This is a genomic window from Arthrobacter sp. HMWF013, from assembly GCF_003061105.1.
GTDB lineage: Bacteria > Actinomycetota > Actinomycetes > Actinomycetales > Micrococcaceae > Arthrobacter.
This window is the reverse complement of sequence record NZ_QAIQ01000500.1, coordinates 1-2858: the sequence shown is the minus strand read 5'-3', so window position 1 is coordinate 2858 and position 2858 is coordinate 1. Positions and strand designations below refer to the sequence as shown.

General features: G+C 65.6%; 2 protein-coding genes. One reads left to right on the top strand and one right to left on the bottom strand.

Annotated features, from left to right (window positions below):
* Positions 1-82: 82 nt before the first annotated feature.
* Positions 83-1108 carry an endonuclease/exonuclease/phosphatase family protein gene (locus DBR22_RS17660; RefSeq protein ID WP_108600093.1) on the bottom strand — a complete coding sequence of 342 codons (1026 nt, stop codon included), beginning with the start codon at positions 1106-1108 and terminating at the stop codon, positions 83-85.
* A gap of 381 nt (positions 1109-1489) precedes the next feature.
* Between DBR22_RS17660 and DBR22_RS17655 the strand changes: the two genes are divergently transcribed.
* On the top strand, positions 1490-2858 hold a 1369-nt coding region (locus DBR22_RS17655), incomplete at its 3' end, for a class I tRNA ligase family protein (RefSeq protein ID WP_146187553.1).

The following is a 2858-nucleotide window of genomic DNA, read 5'->3' as shown; positions in this document are numbered from 1 at the left end:
CTACTAACCACCTAACCAACAGGTGTTGCAACGACCCCTAGAAACCGCCCCTTGGGCGCCCCGCCCTTCTGCGCCTCAGGACCTAGCCCGCTGCCGGCAGGCTCAGCGTGGCCATCACCGCCGCGTGGTCCGTTCCGGCAACCCGTTGGACCCTGTAGCCCGAGCTGTCCAGATCGCGGCTGATGACCAGATGGTCGATGGTAACCCCCGGAAGCAATTGCCCGTCCATGGGCCAGGTGGGCACCAGCCGTGATCCGGAGGCCGCTCCAACGTCCACCAGTGCCGCAGCCTCCCCGTCACGTCCTTGACCCCGGGCCAGGAGTGCCCTGAATTCCGCGTGGTCGTAGGTTGCGTTGAAATCGCCGGCGAGGAGCCGCGCGCCGGGGCGGTCCGCCACCCGGCCCACGGCTGCCAGATCGCTTCGCCACTGGTCCAGATGGTCCTCCACGGGCGGAAAAACGTGAACACTCGTTACCTCCAGGACGGCCACCGTCCCGTTCGCTTCCGCTGTCAGCCGGACCGTTGGAATCCTGAACGGCGTGTCGGGGACACTGCCAACGGCCTCCATTGGATGCCGCGAATACAGGGCGCTGCCGGTTGCGCCGCTGGATGGCTGGCTGACGCGCTGCGGCAGCAGCTGGTCCAGGCCGGCAGCGGAAAGCCTGTCCTGGAGTCCCTGGGTGAATTCCTGCAGTGCCAGCAGGGACACGTTGTTGTCCCGGACCAAGGCCACGATGTGGCCGGCGTCGGCCTGGCCCAGTTCTGCGTTGAGGCTCATGACGGCCAGCGGCAGCTTGGTGCCGATGGCCGCAGGTGCGGGACGGCCGGTGTCCAGGGGGAAGAGCCAGAACGCCTGGCACACCAGGAGGACAACTGCCACACCCTGCTGCAACCGGCTGCGTCCCAGAAAAGCCAGGAGCAGCGCTGCCGTGGCGGGCACTGCCAGCCACGGGGTGAAGGACACCAGTTGCACCACAAGAACGGGCCACTGCGCCGGAACGGCCCGGAAGACCGACAAAGCCACCACTGGTGCGCTGACGAGGAGCCACAGCCACCTGAACCACGTGGCTCCTGGCGCTTTTGCTGACCCGCGGCCGGAGAGTGTCATGACTTTGAGTCTATTCACTGCCGGGCGCTTGGAGCCCGTGCCCCTTTTCCTGGCCGCGATCGAAGAATGGCGGTGGGAAGCCCGGCAATAGTAGACTCAGAGGCGGCGAGGACCCGGCTATCACCGGTGAGCTTCCGGAAGAACGCATCAACTGCCAGGGATCTGGCCGGCGGTGTCAGTAGAACCGGACGGGTAAGCCCGTCACAGCAGTAATGAGCGGCCGGTTGGCAGTTTTCCGCAGGGAGGGCTGGCACCCGGTAAGTGAGGTGGTACCGCGGTAAGGGTGCAGTCCCCGGACTGGACACAAGCCGTCCTCGCATCCTGAACGGAACCGGCCAGCCGCTGCTGGACGGTTCACCAGCTCAACCCAGGATGTCGAGAATGACGAATTACCCCAAGGCCACTGCTTCCCCGTCGGCAACGCCCGGTTCCGGTGTCTCTGCCTCCGTGAAGTTTCCGGAGATCGAAGAGCGCATCCTGAAGTACTGGGAGCAGGACGGCACCTTCCAGGCCAGCATCGACCAGCGCAGCGCCGATGCTCCCGGGGGAGCGCCCGGCAGCAACGAGTTCGTCTTCTACGACGGCCCGCCCTTCGCCAACGGCCTGCCCCACTACGGCCACCTCCTGACCGGCTACGCCAAGGACCTGGTGGGCCGCTACCAGACCCAGCGCGGCAAGCGGGTGGAACGGCGTTTCGGCTGGGACACGCACGGCCTCCCCGCCGAGCTGGAAGCCATGAAGCAGCTGGGGATGACGGACAAGACCCAGATCGAGGCCATGGGCATCGACAAGTTCAACGATGCCTGCCGCGCCTCGGTGATGAAGTATGCCGATGAGTGGAAGAACTACGTCACCCGCCAGGCCCGCTGGGTTGACTTCGAAAACGACTACAAGACCCTCAACGTGGAGTACATGGAGTCCGTGCTCTGGGCGTTCAAGCAGCTGCACGAAAAGGGCCTGACCTACAACGGCTACCGCGTGCTGCCGTACTGCTGGAAAGACGAAACGCCGCTGTCCAACCATGAACTGCGCATGGATGACGACGTCTACAAGAACCGCCAGGACCAGACCGTCACGGTCACATTCCCCATCACGGCAGGGGACTCGGAGCTTTCGAAGCAACTGGCCGGCGTGCAGGCGCTCGCCTGGACCACCACCCCCTGGACCCTGCCCACCAACCTGGCGCTCGCCGTCGGGCCTTCCATCACGTACGCCGTGGTGCCCGCCGGACCCAACGGCATCAAGGCCGCCTCAGCGGACGCACCCGTTACGGGAACCTTCCTCCTGGCCGCGGACCTGCTCGCCGCCTACGCCAAGGACCTTGGCTACGACGACGCCGAATCCGCAGAAGGAGCCGTCGTCTCGACCCACCTCGGCTCAGACCTGGAAGGGCTGCAGTACCAGCCGCTGTGGAGCGATTTCAGCGACACCGAGAAATACGGCACCCAGAATGCCTGGCGTATCCTGGTGGCCGATTACGTGACCACCACGGACGGTACCGGCCTGGTCCACCAGGCTCCCGCATACGGCGAGGATGACCAGAAGGTCTGTGAAGAGGCCGGCATCCCCGTGGTGCTTTCCGTGGACGAAGGCGCCAAATTCCTGCCGCTGTTCAAGCACGGGGACCTGCACGACATCGCGGGCCTCCAGGTCTTCGAGGCCAACAAGCCCATCACCCAGGTGCTGCGGGCCCAGGGCCGCCTGGTGCGCCAGGCCAGCTACGAGCACAGCTACCCGCACTGCTGGCGCT

Excerpts from the sequence above, each read along its gene's own strand:
- DBR22_RS17660 (WP_108600093.1), bottom strand. The coding sequence starts at position 1,108 with ATGACACTCTCCGGCCGCGGGTCAGCAAAAGCGCCAGGAGCCACGTGG.